Source organism: Dactylosporangium sp. NPDC049742 (genome assembly GCF_040674675.1).
GTDB classification, from domain to species: domain Bacteria; phylum Actinomycetota; class Actinomycetes; order Mycobacteriales; family Micromonosporaceae; genus Dactylosporangium; species Dactylosporangium maewongense.
The window spans coordinates 24300-41141 of the sequence record NZ_JBFANF010000027.1 but is presented as its reverse complement, the minus strand read 5'-3'; the positions used below and the strand labels follow the sequence as shown (position 1 = coordinate 41141).

General features: G+C 72.1%; 19 protein-coding genes. 15 read left to right on the top strand and 4 right to left on the bottom strand.

Annotation, left to right across the window (positions count from 1 at the left end):
- Nucleotides 1–41 precede the first annotated feature (41 nt).
- The gene (gene gndA, locus AB0J72_RS29525; protein WP_363404168.1) at nt 42–1478 is read left to right on the top strand and encodes an NADP-dependent phosphogluconate dehydrogenase; all 1437 of its coding nucleotides are present in this window, start codon (nt 42–44) and stop codon (nt 1476–1478) included.
- 67 nt (nt 1479–1545) lie between these two features.
- Here the strand turns inward: gndA and AB0J72_RS29520 are convergent, their stop codons facing one another.
- Nucleotides 1546–1989, bottom strand: coding sequence for a hypothetical protein (locus AB0J72_RS29520; RefSeq protein WP_363404166.1), 444 nt, complete (start codon nt 1987–1989; stop codon nt 1546–1548).
- Nucleotides 1990–2449: 460 nt separating this feature from the next.
- Here AB0J72_RS29520 and AB0J72_RS29515 point away from each other — a divergent pair, with 460 nt between their 5' ends.
- The 13 genes from AB0J72_RS29515 (at nt 2450) to AB0J72_RS29455 (ending at nt 12864) form a co-directional block, all read left to right on the top strand.
- Nucleotides 2450–2887, top strand: coding sequence for a DUF3307 domain-containing protein (locus tag AB0J72_RS29515; protein ID WP_363404164.1), 438 nt, complete (start codon nt 2450–2452; stop codon nt 2885–2887).
- Nucleotides 2888–2928: 41 nt separating this feature from the next.
- Nucleotides 2929–3420 (top strand): sigma-70 family RNA polymerase sigma factor, encoded by a 492-nt coding sequence (locus AB0J72_RS29510; protein WP_363404162.1) that lies wholly within the window; start codon nt 2929–2931, stop codon nt 3418–3420.
- Complete coding sequence (locus AB0J72_RS29505) at nt 3413–4573, top strand: hypothetical protein (RefSeq protein WP_363404160.1); 1161 nt, start codon at nt 3413–3415, stop codon at nt 4571–4573. Before AB0J72_RS29510 ends, AB0J72_RS29505 begins: the two co-directional genes overlap by 8 nt.
- 81 nt (nt 4574–4654) lie before the next feature.
- Nucleotides 4655–5209, top strand: a complete 555-nt coding sequence (locus AB0J72_RS29500; protein ID WP_363404158.1) for a hypothetical protein — start codon at nt 4655–4657, stop codon at nt 5207–5209.
- Nucleotides 5206–5595: a DUF393 domain-containing protein gene (locus AB0J72_RS29495; protein ID WP_363404156.1), complete on the top strand. Its 390-nt coding sequence runs from the start codon at nt 5206–5208 to the stop codon at nt 5593–5595. Before AB0J72_RS29500 ends, AB0J72_RS29495 begins: the two co-directional genes overlap by 4 nt.
- Nucleotides 5573–6256: a TetR family transcriptional regulator gene (locus AB0J72_RS29490; protein ID WP_354890972.1), complete on the top strand. Its 684-nt coding sequence runs from the start codon at nt 5573–5575 to the stop codon at nt 6254–6256. The genes AB0J72_RS29495 and AB0J72_RS29490 overlap by 23 nt, the downstream gene beginning before the upstream one ends.
- 149 nt (nt 6257–6405) lie before the next feature.
- Nucleotides 6406–7608 carry a glutamate-cysteine ligase family protein gene (locus AB0J72_RS29485; RefSeq protein ID WP_363404153.1) on the top strand — a complete coding sequence of 401 codons (1203 nt, stop codon included), beginning with the start codon at nt 6406–6408 and terminating at the stop codon, nt 7606–7608.
- Between the two features lie 126 nt (nt 7609–7734).
- Nucleotides 7735–9030, top strand: a complete 1296-nt coding sequence (gene egtB / locus AB0J72_RS29480) for an ergothioneine biosynthesis protein EgtB (RefSeq protein WP_363404151.1) — start codon at nt 7735–7737, stop codon at nt 9028–9030.
- Nucleotides 9030–9770, top strand: a complete 741-nt coding sequence (gene egtC / locus AB0J72_RS29475) for an ergothioneine biosynthesis protein EgtC (RefSeq protein ID WP_363404149.1) — start codon at nt 9030–9032, stop codon at nt 9768–9770. Before egtB ends, egtC begins: the two co-directional genes overlap by 1 nt.
- Before the next feature lie 2 nt (nt 9771–9772).
- The gene (gene egtD, locus AB0J72_RS29470; RefSeq protein WP_363404372.1) at nt 9773–10744 is read left to right on the top strand and encodes an L-histidine N(alpha)-methyltransferase; all 972 of its coding nucleotides are present in this window, start codon (nt 9773–9775) and stop codon (nt 10742–10744) included.
- Between the two features lie 670 nt (nt 10745–11414).
- Complete coding sequence (locus tag AB0J72_RS29465) at nt 11415–12098, top strand: hypothetical protein (RefSeq protein WP_363404147.1); 684 nt, start codon at nt 11415–11417, stop codon at nt 12096–12098.
- Nucleotides 12095–12379 (top strand): hypothetical protein, encoded by a 285-nt coding sequence (locus AB0J72_RS29460; protein ID WP_363404145.1) that lies wholly within the window; start codon nt 12095–12097, stop codon nt 12377–12379. Before AB0J72_RS29465 ends, AB0J72_RS29460 begins: the two co-directional genes overlap by 4 nt.
- Nucleotides 12380–12390: 11 nt before the next feature.
- A complete protein-coding gene (locus AB0J72_RS29455; protein WP_363404144.1) occupies nt 12391–12864 on the top strand; it encodes a hypothetical protein in 474 nt (157 codons plus the stop codon).
- Nucleotides 12865–13295: 431 nt separating this feature from the next.
- On the opposite strand, the gene AB0J72_RS29450 is transcribed toward AB0J72_RS29455, so the two are convergent.
- Together AB0J72_RS29450 and AB0J72_RS29445 are read right to left on the bottom strand one after the other, a co-directional pair.
- Nucleotides 13296–14270 (bottom strand): GNAT family N-acetyltransferase, encoded by a 975-nt coding sequence (locus tag AB0J72_RS29450; RefSeq protein ID WP_363404142.1) that lies wholly within the window; start codon nt 14268–14270, stop codon nt 13296–13298.
- Nucleotides 14267–14848, bottom strand: a complete 582-nt coding sequence (locus tag AB0J72_RS29445) for a dihydrofolate reductase family protein (RefSeq protein WP_363404140.1) — start codon at nt 14846–14848, stop codon at nt 14267–14269. Before AB0J72_RS29445 ends, AB0J72_RS29450 begins: the two co-directional genes overlap by 4 nt.
- 100 nt (nt 14849–14948) lie before the next feature.
- Here AB0J72_RS29445 and AB0J72_RS29440 point away from each other — a divergent pair, with 100 nt between their 5' ends.
- Complete coding sequence (locus AB0J72_RS29440; RefSeq protein WP_363404138.1) at nt 14949–15551, top strand: TetR family transcriptional regulator; 603 nt, start codon at nt 14949–14951, stop codon at nt 15549–15551.
- A gap of 41 nt (nt 15552–15592) precedes the next feature.
- Here the strand turns inward: AB0J72_RS29440 and AB0J72_RS29435 are convergent, their stop codons facing one another.
- Nucleotides 15593–16672 carry a hypothetical protein gene (locus tag AB0J72_RS29435; RefSeq protein WP_363404136.1) on the bottom strand — a complete coding sequence of 360 codons (1080 nt, stop codon included), beginning with the start codon at nt 16670–16672 and terminating at the stop codon, nt 15593–15595.
- Nucleotides 16673–16842: the final 170 nt, after the last annotated feature.

The window sequence follows — 16842 nt, the reverse complement described above, 5'->3', positions numbered from 1 at the left end:
CGCCGGTCGGGGCGAGATCGTCTTTGACTGGAGAGGTTCCGATGTCCGACCTTGCTCAGATCGGCGTGACCGGTCTCGCGGTGATGGGACGTAACCTGGCCCGCAACCTGGCCCGCAACGGTTACGCCGTCGCCGTGCACAACCGCTCCTACGAGCGGACCCGCCGCCTCGTCGACGAGTTCGGGCACGAGGGCACGTTCGTGCCGAGCGAGTCGATGGCCGACTTCGTCGCGTCCCTCGCTCGCCCGCGGGCCGTCATCATCATGGTGAAGGCCGGCGGCCCCACCGACGCCGTCATCGACGAGCTGATCCCGCTCCTGGAGCCCGGCGACATGATCGTCGACGCGGGCAACGCCCACTTCGCCGACACCCGCCGCCGCGAGCAGGCGCTGCGCTCCGCCGGTCTGCATTTCGTCGGTACCGGCGTCTCCGGCGGCGAGGAGGGCGCGCTGCTCGGCCCCTCGATCATGCCCGGCGGCTCGCCCGAGTCGTACCAGACCCTCGGCCCCATGTTCGAGAAGATCGCCGCGGTCGTCGACGGCACCCCGTGCTGCGTGCACGTCGGCCCCGACGGCGCCGGCCACTTCGTGAAGATGGTCCACAACGGCATCGAGTACGCCGACATGCAGCTCATCGCGGAGGCGTACGACCTGCTCCGCGCCGGCATCGGCGCCACCCCGGCCGAGATCGCCGACATCTTCCGCACCTGGAACACCGGCGACCTCGAGTCCTTCCTCATCGAGATCACCGCGGACGTCCTCGGCCACGTCGACGCCGAGACCGGCCAGGCCTTCGTGGACATCGTCCTGGACCAGGCCGAGCAGAAGGGCACCGGCCGCTGGACCGTGCAGAGCGCCCTCGACCTGGGCGTGCCGATCACCGGCATCGCCGAGGCCACCTTCGCCCGCTCCCTGTCCGGCCACGCCGAGCAACGCGCCGCGGCCCGTGCGGCCTTCCCGTCGACCTCGGGCGGCTTGTCGGTCTCCGACCGCGACCAGTTCATCGAGGACGTGCGCCTGGCCCTCTACGCCTCGAAGATCGTCGCGTACGCCCAGGGCTTCGACCACATCGAGGCCGGCTCCGCCGAGTTCGGCTGGGACATCGACCGCGGCGCCGTCTCCACCATCTGGCGCGGCGGCTGCATCATCCGCGCCCGCTTCCTCAACCGCATCCGCGAGGCCTACGACGAGAACCCGTCGCTGAAGAGCCTCATGGTCGCCCCGTACTTCGCCGACGCCGTCAACTCCGGCGTCCCCTCCTGGCGCCGCGTCGTGGTCGCCGCCGCCCAGGCCGGCATCCCCACCCCCGCGTTCTCGTCCTCGCTGGCCTACTTCGACGGCCTGCGCGCCGAGCGCCTGCCCGCCGCCCTGATCCAGGGCCTCCGCGACAACTTCGGCGCCCACACCTACCGCCGCACCGACCGCGACGGCTCCTTCCACACCCAGTGGGCCGGCGACAAGAAGGAACACACCGCCTGACCCACCCGCTATCTGGCGGCCGCCACGCTGCGCTCCCGGCTCGGCGTGGCGGCCCTCGGCGGCAGTGCTACCGCTCGAACTGATCGAGGTAGCGCTGCCGCACGGTGTCGAGCCGCTCGCGGGTCCGCTCGACCTGCCAGAAGGCCCAGCCGTTGCTGGCCACGCCGACCGCGTGCTCCATGGCTTTGGTGGGTGAGGTAGCCCTGGCGTCGGAGGCGGTCTCGAAGTAGAAGCGTCCGCGCGCGTCGATGAACGGTTCCAGTTTGGTACTCGCGTCGTAGGTGGCGACCATCTGGAGCAGACCGTGACCACATAGGAACTCCCGAAGCCGGACGTTGCTCCGCTCGAAGAAGTCCGGATTGAGCATCCCGGCCAGCAGGGTGTCTTTCCGATAGCGCACCAGCTTGTCTTCGAGGAGCATCCCCCCGTAGGTTCCGTTGTCGCGTCCGTCCAGGAGCAGCAGGGCCCCGATCCGGTTGCGCAGGTAGCTGTAGTAGCCCTCATCCGGCACCTTGTGCGCATACTTCGACGCCGTGCCGGTGAAGCGATGTTGAAAGCGTTGTACCGCACAGCTTTGAGACCCGGTTTCAGCTCGGAAGGGCCATGACCAGGGGAGCGATCGCGGCAGGCGCCGACGCCGGCAACAGGGTCCCCGCAGCGTCGGGGTGCCGCTGGTGGCCGGATGTAGAGGCGAACCTAGTCGGCGCTCTCCCACCGGTCCGGCGTGCAACGGGGAGAAAGTCGGGCGGGTGGTCCGACGGGTCCACCATGCCACCGCTCATACCCGTCGGGGAACCTCTGCGTGGGAGTGGATCACGCGACTCACGACACATGTGTTCTGCAACGTTCGACATAGAAGTCTGGTGCGGAGCGGGCGGATGATGGCGGCTCCATCAATGTCGATGCGGCGGGACGGTCCCATCCTCCAAGACCGAACCGTCCCGCTGCTCCCCGTGAGGAGCCCCTCCATCATGTCCTATGAGACGCTGAGCCGGTCCGTCGTTTTCGTGGTGACGCTCGTGGTCCTGCTCGTCGGGCACTCGCTCGGTGATCACGTGGCGCAGACCGACCGGCAGGCGACGCACAAGGCGACCCGCGGCGCCGCCGGCTGGCGGGCCCTCGCTGGGCACCTGCTGACGTACCACGTGACGATCACCGCGGCGCTGCTGCTGACCTGCGCGGCGCTGCGCCTGCCGCTGTCGCCGGCCGGTGTGACCGCCGGGGTGGTGTTCTCCGCGCTGACCCACGGCCTGCTCGACCGGCGCTGGCCGGTGCGGGCGGTGCTGCGGGCGACGGGCTCGCCGCGGTTCGCCGACACGACCAGCCCGGTCTGCGGCATGTACGTCGCCGACCAGGCCCTGCACCAGGTCTCGCTGCTGATCTCAGCACTGCTCGTCGCCGGCCTGTAGATCGGGTGCAACAGATCGGTGGGTTCAGGCGTGATACCGGCATGCCACGCCCACCGGAAGATTTCGCGGAGCTGTACCGGGCCCGGTTCGCCGGGATCGCGGTGCAGCTCTACGCGTACCTGGGCGACCATGCGGAGGCGCAGGACCTGACCCAGGAGGCGTTCTGCCGTGCCCTGGAGCGCTGGCCGGCGGTGTCCGGCTACACCGACCCGGCCGCGTGGGTGCGGCACGTCGCGTGGAACCTGGCGACGAGCCGGCTCCGGAGGTTGCAGCACGCGGTGCGCTTCCTGCAACGCCAGCGCGTCCCCGACCCGGTGCAGGGCCCGTCGCCGGACCGGGTCGTCCTGGTGGAGAGCCTGGCGAAGCTGCCCGCGGCGCAGCGCCGGGCCCTGGTCCTGCGGCACCTGGCGCAGCTGACGACGGCGGAGATCGCCGAGCAGGAGGGTGTCGCCGAGGGCACCGTGCGGTCGTGGCTGAGCCGCGGCCGGTCGGCGCTGGCCGCCGAGCTCGACCGGGAGGTGTGGCATGCGTGAGACACAGGTCGAGGAGGAGTTCGCCCGGTTCGCCGAGGAGTTCACCGGCACGTTCCGGCCGCTGCCGGTGGAGGACCTGCCGGTCCGGGTCACGCCGGGGTGGATCGTCCACCGCCTGCGCGGCTGGCTCGCGGGGATCCTGGTCGCCGCGGTCACGATCGGCGGCGGGCTGGCGCTGCGCACGGCCGGCGCCGGCCGGCCCATGCCGAGGCCTTCCGGTTTCCAGCTGGTCGAGCGGCCGGTGGTGCTCGACGGCGCCACCGGCCCGCGCCAGCTCATGTTCACCGACAGCCGGCACGGCTGGGTGCTCTACAACCGGTGCGTCGCGGACGTGTGCGACCCGCTCCTGGGCTACACCGACGACGGTGGCCTCACCTGGCGGGCGCGGCAGCTGCCGCGCCTCGGGGCCGCGGGCGTCCTGTACCACGCCCTCGAGCGGGAGGTCTGGCTCACCGACGGGCAGGGCGCGTGGTCGTCGTCCGGCGGCGGCGGCACCTGGACCGTGCGGTCGCGCGACGACGGCCCGTGGACGCGGTCGCCGGTGATGCTGACCACGACCTGCCCGCAGCCGCCGGCCGACAGCTGCACCGGCCGGCTGCTGCGGGGCGGTGCCGAGGACGTCGGCGCGGTGCCGGCCCGGGCCGGCTGGATCCCGGCCGCGGGTGTGCGCACCGCCGACGGCCACCTGTGGGTCGTGATGAAGCGGCACCTGATGGACGCCCCGTCCCTGCTGGTGCACTCCGCCGACGGCACCACCTGGACGGACGTGCGGGAGGTGCGGGAGACGATCCGCCTGCTGCTGTCGCCGGACCAGCGCGAGCTCTGGTACTCCAGCGACCAGACCGGCATCGTCGCCCGGCTGGTGGACGGCCGGGCGGTCGACCAGCCGCCGCTGCCGGCGGACGCCCGCGACGCGGCCGCGCTCGGCGGCGGGCGCCTGCTGTGGCTGTCCCGTCAGGACGGCCGGGACGGCCTCGACGGGCTGCGGCTGCGGGGCGCGGACGGCACCGAGGAGTGGATCTCGATACCGCTGAGCACGATCAACAAGCCGACGCTGCAGGTGCTCGGCGACGGCTCGGCGGTCGTGGGCGGCGACGACGGCAAGGTGACGACGGTGGGCACGGTCGGTGGCATATGGGTCACGTACACGTGAGCCGGACTCACGTACACGTGAGCCCGATGAGACCGGGCGCACAATTGAACGCGTTCAAGAACGGGGCTACCGTGAGCGTAGTTGAACACGTTCAAGAAGGGGCCGGTCATGGACCTCAAGCTCGGCACGTACCTCATCTATCTGGCGGTGAGCATCGTCCTCACCGTCTGGGTGGCGCGGACGCTGCTCAAGAACGGCCAGGTGTTCCTCGACGACGCGCTCACGGACGAGCGGCTCGCCAAGTCGGTCAACCATCTGCTGGTGGTCGGCTTCTACCTGCTGAACCTCGGCTACGTGGCGGTGGCGCTGAAGATCGGGCAGCGACTGCCGGACGGCAGCTCGGCGATGGAGGCCCTGGCGTGGAAGCTGGGCCTGGTGCTGCTCGTGCTCGGCGGGCTGCACTTCTTCAACCTGTTCGTGCTGAGCCGGTTCCGCCGGCGGCGGATGCTGGACCAGCTGCCGCCGCCCGTCCCGCCGACCAGGATGATGCCCGCTCCGTATCCGCCGCTGCCGCCGTACGGGATGTCGCCGCGCCCGGCCGCCCCGCACGGCTACCCGAAGCCCGCCCCGCAGCCGGTACCGCAGCAGGCACCGCGGCCGGAGACCCAGCCCGACGAGCCGCTGCCGCCGCAATGATCACGAAGCTCACTGTGCTCTACGACGCGGGTTGCGGGCTGTGCCGGACGGCACGGGCGTGGCTCGCGTCGCGGGCGCAACTGGTGCCGCTGGAGTTCGTTCCGGCGGGTTCGGATGAGGCGCGCCGCCGGTATCCGGCGCTCGATCCGGCAGAGACCCTGGCCGACATCACGGTGGTCGCCGACGACGGCGGCGTCTACACCGGCGACGCGGCATGGATCATCTGCCTGTGGGCGCTGGAAGGTTATCGGGGGCTGGCGGCGCGCCTTGCCCGGCCAGATCTACGCCCGACGGCGCGGCGGATGGTGGCCGCGGCGGCCGCCGTACGCCGGGGAACAACGCCACAAGGATATGGTGCGGACTGTGGTGGAACCTGCGACGTCTGACACCGAGCCGACCGCGAAAGGCGAACAGACCCGGCGGCTGATCGTGGACACCGCGGTGCGGCTCTTCGGCGAACAGGGCTACGACAAGACCACCATGCGCGCGATCGCGACGGCCGCCGGCGTCTCGGTCGGCAACGCGTACTACTACTTCCCGTCCAAGGATCACCTGGTCCAGGCGTTCTACACCACGGTCCAGGACGCCCACGCCGAGGCGTGCGAGCAGCTCCTGGCCGCGCCGGGGACGTTCGTCGACCGGCTGCGCGCCGCGATGCTCGCCGGCGTGGAGACGATGGCGCCCTATCACGGCTTCGCCGGCACGTTCTTCAAGACGGCCGCCGAGCCCGGCTCGCCGCTGAGCCCGTTCAGCGCCGAATCCGCGCCGGCGCGGGAGCGGTCAGTGCGGATGTTCCGGTCCGTCGTGGACGGCGCCACCACGAAGATCGACCCCGAGCTGCGGGCCGAGCTGCCGGAGCTGCTGTGGCTCGCGCAGATGGGCGTCACGCTGTACTGGGTGCACGACACCTCCCCCGGGCAGGAGAAGACCCGGCTGCTGGTCGAGCGGTCCGCCCCGCTGATCGACCGGCTGGTCGCGATGTCCCGCTTCCGGATGTTCAAGCCCGTCACGCGGGAGATCCTCGGCCTGTACCGGTTGCTGCGCTGAGGTGTCGGCGTTCACTCGGGCGGGTACACCTACGGTTCACGACCAGCAGGTGTTCGCCCAGTTCGAACGCGTGTACGTAACGGATCGGTAACCACTTGTTCAACGTGAACGTTCGCCGACGGCCGGATCCTCGGGTAGCGTCGGCTCGCATGGCGACCTTGCGTATCGACCGCACGGCCGCCGACTCCGATGCGGTGATCTGTGCTATTGAGCAGGCCGAGGGCTACATTGCATCGATCTGCTTCAAGACGGGACCACCGGAGACGGTCGGCGTCGAGCTCGAGTACACCGTCCATGCCAGCGCTGACCCGACGACATACGTCGATCCCGATCGAATGTGTCAGGCGCTCGGCGACCACGCACCGCCCGCCCTGCACGCCGGCACGGCACACCTGCCGTTGCGGCACGGGTCGGCCGTCACCCTCGAGCCGGGTGGCCAGGTGGAGCTGTCCACCGTCCCGCAACGCTCCCTGACGGACCTCCACGAGGCCGTCAGCGCCGATCTCGCGGAGCTCACCGGGCGACTCGCCCGCGCCGGGCTGGAGCTCGGCGGCACCGGCATCGACCCGCACCGCCGGCCGCGGCGGATGCTCTCCACTCCCCGGTACGACGCGATGGCGTCGGCGTTCGCGCGCCGCAACGACGCCGGGCGCACCATGATGTGCAGCACCGCGGGCCTGCAGGTCTGCCTCGACGCGGGCCCGCCGTCACGCTGGGCCGCGGTGCACGACCTCGGGCCGCCGCTCATCGCCCTGTTCGCCAACTCGCGGCGCCACGCCGGGCACGACACCGGCTGGGCGTCGGCGCGGATGCGCACATGGCTGGCGATCGACCCGTCCAGGACCCGTCCGGTCCCCGCCGGCTCCGACGGAGCGCTCGACTGGGCCCGGTACGCGCTGGACGCGCAGCTGCTCTGCGTCCGGCGCGCCGACGGGCCGTGGACCGCGCCGGCGGGGGTCACGTTCGCGGACTGGATCGGCGGGGCGCTCGGCTCGCCGCCGACCTGGGCGGACCTCGACTACCACCTGAGCACGCTGTTCCCGCCGGTGCGCCCGCGCGGCTACCTCGAGGTGCGCTACCTCGACACGCTGCGGGGGTCCGACTGGTTCGCGCCGGCCGCGATCCTCACCGCGCTGCTCGCCGACGAGCCGACCGTCGACCGGGTGCGTGAGCTGTGCGCGCCCGTCGCCGGCGAGTGGGCCCTGGCCGCCCGCCTCGGCATGGCCGACCCGGCCCTGGCCCGGGCCGCGACCGCGGTCCGCGACCTGGCCCTGTCACGGCTCGACCTGCCCGACGACCTGCTGCTGGACGTCATCGAAGGGAGCACCCGCCATGAACGGTTCGAAGCGTAGCGTCTGGTCCGTCCGTCGCCAGGGCGCCGCGGAGACCGGCCGTCGCCGGAGCGCGGCTCGCCGGGGCGCCGCGGAGACCGGCCGTCGCCGGAGCGCGGCTCGCCGGGGCGTCTCGGGGGTGACGGCATGAGCCTGAGAGAGCGCGTGGCCGCCGAGCTGGAACGCACCCGCCGGCGGTCCGAGATCCTCACCGACGCCGTCGACGACACCGACCTCGTCCGGCAGCACTCACCGCTGATGTCGCCGCTGGTGTGGGACCTGGCGCACATCGGCAACCAGGAGGAGCTGTGGCTCGTCCGTGACGTCGGCGGCCGCGAACCCGTCCGGCAGGACATCGACCACCTCTACGACGCGTTCAAGCACGCCCGGCGGGACCGGCCGCAGCTGCCGCTGCTCGGCCCGGCGGAGGCCCGCGCGTACGTCTCGACCGTCCGCGACAAGGTGCTCGACGTCGTCGACCGCCTGCCCGCCGACCCGGCGCGGCCGCTGCTGCGGGACGGGTTCGCGTTCGGGATGATCGTGCAGCACGAGCAGCAGCACGACGAGACGATGCTCGCCACCCACCAGTTGCGGGCGGGTTCGCCGGTACTGGCGGCAGACCCGCCACCGTCCGCGGTCGTCGCCGTGGGCGGGGAGGTGCACGTGCCGGCCGGACCGTTCGACATGGGCACGTCGGCCGAGCCGTGGGCCCTGGACAACGAGCGCCCCGCGCACCGCGTCGACGTGCCCGCGTTCTGGATCGACGCCGCCCCAGTCACGAACGCCCAGTACGCGGCGTTCATCGACGCCGGCGGCTACGACCAGCCGCGCTTCTGGTCCGCCGCCGGCTGGGACCACCGTGTCTCGGCCGGGCTGGAAGCACCGCTGCACTGGACGCGGGACGGCGGCGACTGGCACGCCACCACCTTCGGCCGCACGGCTCCGATCGTGCCGGACGCGCCGGTGGTGCACGTCTGCTTCCACGAGGCCGCGGCGTACGCCGCCTGGGCCGGCCGGCGGCTGCCGACCGAGGCCGAGTGGGAGAAGGCGGCCAGGTTCGACCCCGCGACGGGCCGTTCCCGGCGGTACCCCTGGGGCGACGACGACCCGGCGCCACGCCACGCCAACCTGGGGCAGCGGCACCTGCAGCCGGCACCCGTCGGCGCCTACCCGGACGGTGCGTCGCCGCTCGGCGTCCACCAGCTCATCGGCGACGTCTGGGAGTGGGTCGACAGCGACTTCCTGCCGTATCCGGGGTTCAGCGCCTTCCCGTACCGCGAGTACTCCGAGGTGTTCTTCGGCGGCGACTACAAGATGCTGCGCGGCGGGTCGTTCGGCACCGACCGGGCGGCGTGCCGGGGCACGTTCCGCAACTGGGACCACCCGATCCGCCGCCAGATCTTCAGCGGCTTCCGCACCGCCTCCTCCTCGGGGCCCGCCTAGTGTGCCGTCACCTGGCGTACCTGGGTCCGCCGATCCCGCTGTCGCGCCTGCTCTTCGACCCGCCGCACGGCCTGTCACACCAGTCGTGGGCGCCGCGCGACATGCGGGGCGGCGGCACCATCAACGCCGACGGCTTCGGGCTGGGCTGGTTCCCCGGCCCCGTGGTGTACCGGTCGGCCCGTCCACTGTGGACCGACCCGGCGCTGCCCGCACTGGCCGCGGCGACCTCGTCGGGCGCGGTGCTGGCCGCGGTGCGCTCCGCCACGGTCGGCATGCCCGTCACCGAGTCGGCAGCCGCGCCGTTCACCTCCGGGTCGTGGCTGTTCAGCCACAACGGGCGCGTCGCCGGGTGGCCCGACAGCGTCGCCGCGCTCGCGTCCGAGCTGCCGGTGCGCGACCTGATCACCCTGGACGCCCCCACCGACAGCGCGCTGCTGTGGGCCCTCGTCCGGGCGCGCCTGCGGGCCGGCTCCTCCGTCGGCGACGCGGTGACCTCGGTCGTCACCTCGGTGGCGGCCGCGGCGCCCGGTTCCCGGCTCAACCTGCTGCTCACCGACGGCCGGTCCGTCGCCGCCTCCGTGTACGGCCATGCGCTGTCCGTCCGCGCCGTTCCCGACGGCGGGGTGCTCGTCGCGTCCGAACCGCTGGACGACGACCCCGGCTGGCGCGCCGTCCCCGACTTCTCCCTGCTCGTCGCGGACCCGTCCGCGGTACACATAACGGAAGGTGCCTTCTCGTGACACTGCACGATCCCGACCTCGACGTGTACCTGCTCGACTCCGACCTCACCGCCGCCCTGCGCGCCGACGCCCGGGCCGGTCTCACCGCCACCCCTAAGACACTCCCGCCGAAGTACTTCTACGACGCCCGCGGCAGCGAACTGTTCGAGGAGATCACCCGCCTGCCCGAGTACTACCCGACCCGCGCCGAACGCTCGATCCTCGCCGACCGGGCCTCGTCGATCGCCCGCATCACCGGCGCGAAGACCCTGGTCGAGCTGGGCTCCGGCTCCTCGGAGAAGACCCGCCTGCTGCTCGACGCGCTGCGCGACGCCGGCACACTGGGCTCCTTCGCCCCGCTCGACGTGTCGGCCTCCGCCCTCCGCGACGCCGTCAGGACCCTCCGAACCGCATACCCTGACCTGCACATCCACGGCATCGTCGCCGACTTCGTCAACCACCTGGAAACCCTGCCCGACACCGGCGACCGCCTGGTCGCCTTCCTGGGCGGCACGATCGGCAACTTCACCCCCGCCGAACGCGCCCCCTTCCTCGCCGCGCTCCGCGCCCGCCTCAACCCCGGCGAGTGGTTCCTCCTCGGCGCCGACCTCGTCAAGTCCCCGTCGGTCCTCGTCCCCGCCTACGACGACGCGGCCGGCGTCACCGCCGAGTTCAACCGCAACGTCCTGCACGTCCTCAACCGCACCCTCGACGCCGACTTCGACGTCGCCGCCTTCGAGCACGTCGCCCTCTGGGACCCCGCCAACGAGTGGATCGAGATGCGCCTGCGCTCCACCACCGCGCAGCAGGTCCACGTCGCCGCCCTCGACCTGACGGTCACCTTCACCGCCGGCGAGGAGCTCCGCACCGAGGTCTCCGCCAAGTTCCACCAGTCCGGCCTGACCGCCGAACTCACCGCGGCCGGCTTCTCCGTCCGCCACTGGTGGACCGACCCCGCGCAACGGTTCGCCCTGACCCTGGCCACCGCGGCGTAACCACTCCCACCTTCCGGCGGCCGCGGCGACGCACTCCTGTCCCGCGGCCGCCGCCTGGCCGCTCCTCTCCACGGCTGCCGCCGGGGACGCTCCACTCAGCCGACCGCCGCCCGGGACGCTCCACTCCACGCTGCCGCCTGGGCGCTCCTCTCCACGGCTACCGCCGGGGACACTCCACTCAACCGACCGCCGCTGGGACACTCCACTCAACCGACCACCGCCGCGACCCTCTACTCCACCGGCCACCGCCGGGACACTCCGCTCCACGGCCACCGCCTGGAGGTTTTTCTTCTCCGGCCGCCGCCTGGACGCGCCACTCCACCGGGCCACCGCCGGGACGTTCCTCTTCACGGCCGCGCCTGGGATGCTCTCCCGTCCCGCAGTCGCCGCGGCGCTGCACTCCTGTCCCGCGGTGACCGCCGTGTCGCCCTCGTGTCCCCGCGGCATCCCGCACCCAGCCACCGCCCCGCTCGATCCACCCTCCTAGCCGCTCTGGTCTTCTCGGTGGTGTCCGCTCCCCCGCGCCCTGCTGGCTCGCCGATTCGCTGAGGTCGCACTGTCCATCGGACCCCCGCCCGCGGCGCACGTGCGTCCTCGGGCGCCGCTGCTCAGCGCCGGCTGCTCAGCGCCGCTTCAGCGCCGTTTCAGCGGACCGCCGCATGCTTCTGGCATGACCGCATCGCCCCCGGCACGGACCGTCTTCGTCGGCACGCCGGCGTTTCTCGGCCGGATCGACGGCGTGACCCGTTGCGCCTTCTGGACCACCGAACCCGTCGAGCACGACTTCGACCCCGCCCGTCTGATCAGCGTGGACCTGGCCCGTGCCCCATCCGCCGCCGTCGCCGAGGAGATCTCCTGGGCGGACGTCGACGTCGACGACTGCTTCAGCGCCCCGGACGGCGACACCGGCGGGTCCACCCTCGGCCCCGCGTGGCCCGAGCTCCGCCTCACCGGCGCCGTCTACCTGGCAACCGCCTTCATCGACCGCCTCCCTCCTTCACTGCGCCCCACCCCGGCCTCCACCGGCTTCACGGGCGCCGAATACGAGTGCCAATCCGTCGTGTACTGGCCCGGCACCCCCGACCCGCGTTCCGGCAACCGCTACGCCGGCCACTGCGCCGAAGTCCTCGAGCAGCGAGGCACCCTCGCCCGCGTCGCCGTCTTCCCGCCGGGCCGCTCCACCGACCCGGCCACGTCCCCGGTCACGATGTGGCTCGACCTCGCTTCCCCGGAACACTGCGACGCCGGCCCAGCCAGCCTCACCACCATCGGCGGCCCGGTGACCCGAGGCCCCTTGTTCCTGATCGCCGGCCGTGTCCCTTCCCCTTCGACTACCAACGGGAGCACCGAATGACGAACCATCACCTGCTGCACACCACCGTCCCCACGAGCGCGATCGCCCCGAAGATCCCACCGTGGGCGGGCCCCAGCCGCCTCGCGCCGTCGGCCCTGGTCGCCGGCCCGCGCCCGACCTCGACCGCCAACCACTCGCCGGCCCTGGCCTCCGGCGCCGCGCGCACAGCGTCACCCTCCGCCGGCACGGCTGCGGCGACACTCCGCCGCACGTCGGTGGTGATCTCCGCGCGGGCCGGATCGCTGCAGGCGATCAAGTGGCCGGACGCGCTCGGCGATTGACCGGCGGACCGGTGTCCCTCCCTTCGCTGAACGTCGCCTCGCCGGACTGCTCCGAGCCGTTCTTCGCCAGCCGCGTCGCCAGGTGCGTGCAGCTGCATCACGCCGCCTCCCTTACCGAGCTGCGTGACGTGCTGACGACGGCGGCGTGGCCGGCAGGACCGGTGCACCTGGACCTGATCGGCCACTCGACCCGCGGGCACCACCTGCTGCGGCTCGGTCGCACCCCGATCGACATGCTCGAACGCGACGTGGCCCGATTCTTCACCCACTTGGCCGCCGACCGGATCCTGGACCGCCACGACGTGGTGGCGGTCCGGCTCCTCGGCTGCCAGACTGCGGTGACCGACCCGGGCCGCCGCACGCTGCGGATGCTGTCACGGGTGCTGGGCATTCCCACGTACGGCACGCTCGTCCCCCTCCTCAAGAGCCACTCCGACACGTCGGGGCTGTCGCCCCGGTTCGCGCACGTGCTTGCCTCCGGCTGACCCTCCACCCCACCGAAGGACCACTACATGCACCGGCTTCCAACCGTTCCGCCGCCATGCCACCCACGACGGCCCGGCCCACACCGCAGGACCTGGTGCCGCCGCGAGCGCCTCCGCCGCACCTGGCACCCACGAACCTGGCACCGCAGGCAGTAACCCGGCAGCCGCCGCCCGCAGACACCTGCCAGGTCCAGCCCACGGGTGCCAGCAGACACCGCCCTCAGCCGCAGGCGTACGCAGTCTGCAAGCACCGAGCGCAGCGACCGAGCAGACGCAGCCCGCAGACACCCTGGCAGCTCAGCCCACAGGCGGTCGGCACGCACCACCGGACGGGTGGCTGCCCGCACCCGTTCCGCGACTGCAGTGGGTGCGACTTCAGTCCGCGGGCGGCCTGCGATCAGGCAGCATCACCGCGCCGGTGGGTCACGGCCTCACGGGGTCGAGGGCTGTAAGCCGAGCGCCTCGCCCGCCGGTGGCGCGGAGTACACGATCCTGATCTCGGTGGTGCGATACCCGGCCCGGGCGAAGGCGGCTGCCATCGGTGCGTTGGCAGCGTCGGTGGTCGCGGTGATGACCTGGGCGCCGTCGGCGGCATGGATGCGCGTGATCTCACCGAGGATGTCGTCGACATAGCCGTGGCCTCGCATCTCGGGCACGACGCCGAGATACCCGACATTGCGGTGGTACGGCGTCGCCGACGGCACCGCCAGCCCCACCAGCACCCCGTCCCCCGTCCTGACGATCCGCCACCACGAACGGTCCCCCGGGCACCCGAGATAGAAGTTCATCTCGGCGCGTGCCGTGGCGTCGACGCCGTCCGCGGCCACGCTGCGCCGCGTCTGTGCGTCGAGGCTGCCCGACGCGACCCGGCGGAACGCGTGCAGGAACTCCTCGTCGCTCGCCTCCTCGAACACCAGACGGTCGCGCGCCTGCCCGGCCACTCCCGAGGCGACCGGGCCGGGCGTCCACTCGAACCGCAGCCGCTCCACCTCGTCGGTCAGGCCGGCGGCGATCGCCGCGTCCCGCCGCCAGCCGACGGCCGCCACCGTCGCGGGGTCGTCCCGCCAGCCAGCGGCGACCGACACCGTGAACTGCGGCGCCACCGGCGCGCCCAGCGCCGACATCCCCGCGCCGAGCAGCGCGGCCGCAAGCGCCGCGCGGTCGGGCACCGACGGGTCGACGCTGAGACAGTCGAGCGCGACCGGATGGGTGTCGCCGGACAGTCCCCACCACAGTGCCCTGGCGATGATCTGGCCGTCACGCTCGGCGATCCAGGTCCACTCGGGGCGGTACATCCGGGCGGCGAGATCAGACCGGAAGCGCTCGGCACTGATCCAACCGACCGGCTCATCGACGACGACAGCGGCGACCCGGTCGATGTCGCCGGGCGTCGCAGCCCGGATCATGGCGTCACCCGCTCGTACGTCATGAACGCGACACCCGTGTCGAACGTGCGCGTGCCCGCCAGCCGGAACGGTATGGGCTTGAACGGCGCGGCGAACAGCGGTACACCGGAACCGATCGCGACCGGATTGACCTTGAGGATCAGCTCGTCGATCTCGCCGACCAGCTGCGATGCCAGCGCGCCGCCGCCGCACAGCCAGATGTCGAGCCCCTCGCGCCGCTTCAGGTCCCGGACGAACTCGGCGGGATCGGTGTCTGCGCCCAGGAACGTGACCGTCGGGTCGACGTCGGTGAGCGTCCTGGAGAAGACGAACTGCTCCAGATGTCGATAGGGACTGGTGATGCCGATCGCGAGGCCGGGCTCATAGGTGCCGCGGCCCATCACGACCGTGTCGAACCGCTTGTTGGGCACGTCTTCCAAGCCGAGCGGCACGCGGGCGTGCGTGGGCAGGGTCTCGGGCCAGGAGGCGATGATCGCCGCCGCCGAGTCGTCCTCGAACCCGAGGAAGTCGAACTGTCCGTCGGGGCCGGCGATGAAGCCGTCGAGCGTGGCGGCAACCAGGTAGGTCAGCTTTCGCATGTCAACCACTCACTCCGTTTGATTCACTGTGGATGAAGTGGTTTGAATGTAGTACTGTGCTTGCAGTGGTGTCAACCAGCCCGCACGGAAGGACTCAGCGATGCGTCAGAACCCCGCCAGACGGACCGCCCTGCTCGACGCCGCGATCGAGGTCCTGGCCGACGAGGGATCACGGGGGCTGACACTGCGCGCGGTGGACCAGCAGGCAGAGGTGCCGACCGGCACGACGTCCAACTACTTCAGCAACCGCGCCGATCTGCTGGAGCAGCTCATGGTCCGGGTGCGCGAGCGGCTCACGCCTGACCCGGCGGAGCTTGCCGAGACGATGCGCGCGACACCGTCCCGCGATCTCGTGAAGACGCTCATGCACCAGTTACTGGACAGGACCCGCCGGGAGCGCAGCAGCCACCTCGCTCTGCTGGAGTTACGACTGGAGGCGACCCGCCGGCCCGAGCTCGACACCATGCTGACCCGGTTCTTCACGGCGGACCTGGAGGCGAATGTCGCGTTCCACGTCGACGCGGGCCTGCCCGGCGACAGCGGTTCTGTGTTGCTGCTGTATCTGGGCATGCTCGGCCTGATCGTCGACGACCTCACCGTGCCCGAGGTGCTGCGGCCGCACGGGGTGGAGGCGCTCGTCGACAGCCTGGTCGACCGCGTGTTCCCGCCGCCCGCCGGGGCGGAGGTGGTCGACCAGGGCTGAGGCGTCAGGGGGCCAGCCGGGTCAGCCGGGGCCAGGCGAGGTCAGGCGGACGTCCCGGCCGCGCGGTGACGGGCACGGACCGAGGAGGGCTGCAACGGCGACGGATCGGTCACGGGGGCGAGCGCCATCCGCATCGAGGGCTCGATCGGGGGCGAGGACGTGATCGTGTCGAGGTTCTGCGACGGTACGACACCCCGCAGCCGCCGGGACGAGTGCCGTGACGACGACGAGTCGGTCCGGTCATGCACAGCGGGTTGATCGCCCGTCCAGGCATGCGCACGGGCCCACTCCTGCGCGCTTGACGGGTGCTGCGAAGCGAAGGGCTCCGGCGAGGGCGCGAGGCTCGAACGAGAGGAGAGTGACGGCGACGGCTGGAGGTGGTTCGCGGAGCCCTGGAACCGGGCGGTGATGTGGTCGTCCAGGGCGGGGCGCGGCGCGGGGACGTTGTGCGGCTGCGGGGCGGGGACGTTATGCAGTGGCTGCGGCGCGAACCGGGGCGGCGTCGGGAACGCGGGCGGCGGGGCGATCGCGTGCCCGTGGAACCGCCGCTGGGCGGCGGGCGTCGCCAGGTGGGCAGGGGCCGGACCGGTCGGCGCCAGGACGGCCGTGGTCAGGTGCGCACCCGAAACCGGGGCCGAGTGAGCACCAACCGGGAACAGGTGAGCGCCGAGCGAGGAGGAACGGGTGGCGGGCGAGGGCAGGAACGGGTCGGCCGGGGCAAGGTGAGTGGAAGGCCAAGGTGCGTGAACGGGGACAGGAACCACGGGCGGGAACGGGGAGTTGGGCTCGGTGTACGTCCGGGCGGCTGCCGGGTGCGGCCGGGACAGGCGGGTCGGGGCGTGGCGGCGGCTGTACGCGCGGCACGTGCCGATGATCGCGATCGTCGTCAGCGACAGCGGGGCAAGCAGGACGGCCAGGCCGATGAGCATCGGGCCGCCGGTGAAGAGGACCTTGGCCGACCAACCGGCGAACGCGAGGCCGAAGGTGACGCACACGAGGCGGAGCCGGGAGGCGTTGCCGGGGAGGAAGCCGGCTGCGGCGGTGATGACACCGGCGATCACATAGCAGATGAGGAACAGGGTCCCCGCCGTGCTGCCGAGGTGCGAAACGTTCTGGTGCACAAATCCCTCCGAGCCGTACAAACCGTTCCGCCGATAACGGTAGGTGATCGGTTGCGGGGCGGTTGTCAGCAGTTCGGGCGGGTTTGGGGGCAGTGGGGGCGACGGGTTGCCGTGGCGATGGCGGCAGGTTGCACGCGGGTGGCAGCCGTGATCCTCACGACGGTCCGGGT

Bases quoted from the DNA above. Each gene is read 5' to 3' on its own strand.
- AB0J72_RS29505 (WP_363404160.1), top strand. From the start codon at position 3,413: ATGCGTGAGACACAGGTCGAGGAGGAGTTCGCCCGGTTCGCCGAGGAG.
- gndA (WP_363404168.1), top strand. From the start codon at position 42: ATGTCCGACCTTGCTCAGATCGGCGTGACCGGTCTCGCGGTGATGGGA.
- AB0J72_RS29460 (WP_363404145.1), top strand. From the start codon at position 12,095: ATGACGAACCATCACCTGCTGCACACCACCGTCCCCACGAGCGCGATC.
- AB0J72_RS29510 (WP_363404162.1), top strand. From the start codon at position 2,929: ATGCCACGCCCACCGGAAGATTTCGCGGAGCTGTACCGGGCCCGGTTC.
- egtB (WP_363404151.1), top strand. From the start codon at position 7,735: ATGAGCCTGAGAGAGCGCGTGGCCGCCGAGCTGGAACGCACCCGCCGG.
- AB0J72_RS29465 (WP_363404147.1), top strand. From the start codon at position 11,415: ATGACCGCATCGCCCCCGGCACGGACCGTCTTCGTCGGCACGCCGGCG.
- AB0J72_RS29450 (WP_363404142.1), bottom strand. From the start codon at position 14,270: ATGATCCGGGCTGCGACGCCCGGCGACATCGACCGGGTCGCCGCTGTC.
- AB0J72_RS29495 (WP_363404156.1), top strand. From the start codon at position 5,206: ATGATCACGAAGCTCACTGTGCTCTACGACGCGGGTTGCGGGCTGTGC.
- AB0J72_RS29445 (WP_363404140.1), bottom strand. From the start codon at position 14,848: ATGCGAAAGCTGACCTACCTGGTTGCCGCCACGCTCGACGGCTTCATC.
- AB0J72_RS29485 (WP_363404153.1), top strand. From the start codon at position 6,406: ATGGCGACCTTGCGTATCGACCGCACGGCCGCCGACTCCGATGCGGTG.
- AB0J72_RS29440 (WP_363404138.1), top strand. From the start codon at position 14,949: ATGCGTCAGAACCCCGCCAGACGGACCGCCCTGCTCGACGCCGCGATC.
- AB0J72_RS29515 (WP_363404164.1), top strand. From the start codon at position 2,450: ATGTCCTATGAGACGCTGAGCCGGTCCGTCGTTTTCGTGGTGACGCTC.